Here is a 3,616-nt window from a genome sequence, read left to right as displayed (position 1 = left end):
TTCACTCTCTGTCGCCAGCAGTTGCGCGCGCAGTGCGACGATCGCCTGCACCAGCCTGAGCTGCGCCTGCCAGTTCTCTTCTTCCTTTATCAGCTTTGCACGTTCTGTCTGTTCCTCAGCACAAAGCTCACTGAGCCGGGCCTGATGATCGCCAAGACCAATGCGCGACTGGCGCTCGAGCTGGACAATTTCCAGCCCACGCTGTTCAAGACGGGTCTGCAGATGGCTGACTTCGCGGGGAGGCGTGGTCAGGTTAATCGCCACTCTGGCGCAGGCCGTATCCAGCACATCAATGGCTTTATCCGGCAACTGCCGACCTGAGATGTAGCGCGCCGACAGAGACGCTGCCGCCTGCAGGGCCTCCTCATCAATCAGGACCCCGTGTGCTTTCTCATAGACGCTACGCAGTCCGCGCAGAATAACCGTCGCCTGCTCCACATCCGGCTCACCGACGTTCACTAACTGAAAGCGACGCGAGAGCGCCGCATCTTTTTCAACGTATTTCTTGTATTCACTCCAGGTGGTGGCAGCAATCGTGCGCAGCTCACCGCGTGCCAGCGCGGGCTTGATCAGGTTCGAGACATCCAGCCCACCCGCCTGATTTCCGGCACCAATCAGCGTATGGGCTTCATCAATAAACAGGATGACGGGACGCGGTGAAACCTTCACCTCCTGCATCACCCCCTTAAATCGCTTCTCAAACTCCCCTTTCACGGCGGCACCTGCCTGCATGGCCCCTAAATCCAGAGACAGCAGCTCCACGTCCCGGAGCTTGTCCGGTACCTGACCGGCAACGATGCGCAAGGCAAGTCCTTCGGTGAGCGCGCTTTTACCCACGCCCGCCTCACCGACGATAATCGGATTATTTTTACGACGTCGTGAAAGGATATCGATCATCAGGTCAATTTCATCATCCCGACACAGCACCGGGTCGAGCCTCCCGTCGCGGGCGTCCTGGGTCAGGTTATGCGTAAAACGGGCCAACAGCTCCCCCGTAGCAGAGGGGGAGGCAAGCGTATTCCCCGCTGAAGTGTTCCCCTCACCTTCCGCCGAGCCCTTCACCCAGCCATCAAAATCCTGCGCCAGTCGTTCCCGGTTAATGCCCGACAGCAAGCGGGAAACGGCAGGTAATACATAGCGTCCCGGTGTCATCAGCAGTGCCAGCAGTACCACACCACTGCGCAACTGCAGATGACTCATCTGTGCCGAAGCCAGCATCCAGCCATCCTGCAGTAATTCCACCAACAGAGGTGAAAACGCCGGATAGCCCGGTGCCAGGGATTTATCTATGCCTGTCACGTCCAGAAGATCACGCACTTCTTCATGGGCGATACCGGCATGATCCAGGATGAGGCGGATATCGCTTAACGGCGTCTCCAGCGCTTTCAGCAGTAGGTGCTCAACACGAATTTCAGCACCCTGCTGGCTGACGCACAAAGCCGCCGCCTCTTCCAGCATATGGCGGCAAACCGGATGAAGACGTTCAACAAGAATGTGCAGATCAATGCGGATCATGGGTTAACGCCCTCACTTTAAGAGTTCACTCAACTGACGCAGGACATCCTGCGTCTGATTGCTGAGCAGATGGTGAAAAAGTAGAAAAACGCCAGCCATCAGCAGGCAGGCGCTGCCCGCGACAGTGCGCAGTGACACCTGGCGGGACAGACGATACGGGGCCGCCTGTTGGCCAAAATCAAGATGTAACACTGGCGGCTGAGTGACAGGTTCCGGGTTCAGTTGATGCTGAAGGGACTGGCTTATCTCCTGTAGCATTTTTTTGCCGTCCGGCAGGAGACGATAACGCCCCTGAAACCCCATCAGCAGACACAGCAGAATAAATTCCAGCACATCGCGATAACGCACGGGATCGTCCCGCAGCTTATCAAGAACAGAAAACACCTTTTCACCGCCCCAGGTTTCACCATGAAACTGAGACAGCAGGGAGTTCTCCGCCCACACGCTCTGGTGACCCCATTCATGGGCCATCACCGCTTCGTCAATAAAGGAGCACAGCACATAGCGAAACGACAGGATCACGCCATTCTCATAGTCGAGCCCCCGCAGTTCCTGCTCAATCGCACGGATTTCCGTTGACACAGTCTGATACAGACCTGCCACATCGTTATGGCGGCTCAGCGTGCGCACGCGGGCAACCATGCCGAACAGCGGGGTGACCGCGTCAACGATCGGATTCAGGCTGTTACCCCGCATCCTGAAAGCATAATCAGGATCGCTGTCCGTCAGGCCCGCATCCTCATGGAGCAGCCCTTTCAGGCCGTCGTGGTACATTGCATCAGTTGCCATCGTTAACTCTCCCTGTTACTGGCTGCGAATAGCCCAGAGCTGCATGTCAAGTTCAGGAAACTCACCGGCAATATGGAACGCCAGCGTGTTTCCGGTCATCAGTACTGACCAGGCCGGACTTTGCCTGTCAAGCTGGAAGTAGCTGTAGCCCGCGTGGTAAGGCAACTGACGCGGAGCCACCGGCAGAGGCTGAAGCGGCACGCCGGGGAGCTGCAGGCTGATAAGCTCACGAATCTTCTCACCTGACGCGACCTTGACCTGCTGTAGCAGCTGTTTACGCAGTTGTTCCTGCGGCATTCTGGCGCGTACGGCCAGGACGAACATCGCACTCTGCAGCAGTTCACTTTCAGCAATGACAGCAAGATGAACGCCATATGCCTGTTTACTCAGCTGCAGGGAAACAGCGCGCGGCGACAGTACCGTACTGAGTGCCTGACGCAGGGCGTGCATGATCGGTTCAAAACCCTGTCGGGGATCGTCATGACGATAGGCCGGAAACTCAGGCGGCAGACGGGATCCGTCCGTAAAGGTCATCAGTTCACCGCAGAACGCCACCAGCGTTTCGTACAGACGCTCCGGGTGCAGCGTGCCCAGGCGCGCAAGATGGGAAAGCCGGGGCTGCATGCGGTTCAGCAACTGCAGCATCATGAACTCGGCGACATCGGCGACACCCTGCTGCCCGGGCGCGGCAATACGCTGCGCCAGCGTCCGGGCACGTTCAGCCACCAGTCCTACGGATTCGCCCAGAAAACGTTTAAGCACCGGGATCGCCGATACCGACGAACTGCAGGGCATAAACGCCGATTCCAGCACCAGGCCGCCATCCGGACGCCGCTCCTGAATACGGGCGACGGCCAGGGTGGCCCAGGCGCTGCGATCGTCACGCTCCAGCATCAGACGGGGACTCACCCGCCCGAGATCAAGTGCGGTAATATCCCCGCCATCGCTGTGAAGATCGCGCACCTCATAGCGGTGCGCTTCCAGGCGGGTGGCAACAGATTGCTCCGGCTGACGCACCTCATTCACCCCGCTGACCGCCAGCGGAATAGCCAGATAAACCTTCTGCCCCGTCACCGAATCATCCGTAATTTCCAGAGGCGGCGGCAGCGCATCATCACCGGGAATATTGAAAACCGTGCCATCGGGCATCACACCCCTCGCCCCTACCAGCGCGATACGCCCAAAATTCAGGTACTCTTCATTGATGTCCAGGGACTGCAAACCACTGAAATAATCGCTGATGGCACTCAGGCGCGCCTGCAGCAAATAGTCCACATGGCGCTGTTGCTGCTGAAAATGCTGGGGCTTAATG

The 3,616-nt window shown here is 58.0% G+C and carries 3 protein-coding genes; all 3 read right to left on the bottom strand.

Annotated elements, in window-relative coordinates:
• A partial coding sequence (locus tag DEO48_RS15580; RefSeq protein WP_146198284.1) for an AAA family ATPase occupies nt 1–1,515 on the bottom strand: 1,515 nt, incomplete at its 3' end.
• A 12-nt stretch (nt 1,516–1,527) separates the two neighbouring features.
• The gene (gene icmH / locus DEO48_RS15575; protein ID WP_046897933.1) at nt 1,528–2,304 is read right to left on the bottom strand and encodes a type IVB secretion system protein IcmH/DotU; all 777 of its coding nucleotides are present in this window, start codon (nt 2,302–2,304) and stop codon (nt 1,528–1,530) included.
• 15 nt (nt 2,305–2,319) lie between these two features.
• The gene (gene tssK, locus DEO48_RS15570; protein ID WP_258306108.1) at nt 2,320–3,615 is read right to left on the bottom strand and encodes a type VI secretion system baseplate subunit TssK; all 1,296 of its coding nucleotides are present in this window, start codon (nt 3,613–3,615) and stop codon (nt 2,320–2,322) included.
• Nucleotide 3,616 lies beyond the last annotated feature (1 nt).

Origin of the sequence: Enterobacter sp. CGMCC 5087, from assembly GCF_003144775.1 — a bacterium.
GTDB lineage: Bacteria > Pseudomonadota > Gammaproteobacteria > Enterobacterales > Enterobacteriaceae > Enterobacter > Enterobacter cloacae_M.
This window is presented reverse-complemented; position numbering and strand designations above follow the sequence as displayed.

What these genes read in the sequence shown, in the direction of transcription:
- icmH (WP_046897933.1), bottom strand. Translation starts at nt 2,304, where the DNA reads ATGGCAACTGATGCAATGTACCACGACGGCCTGAAAGGGCTGCTCCAT.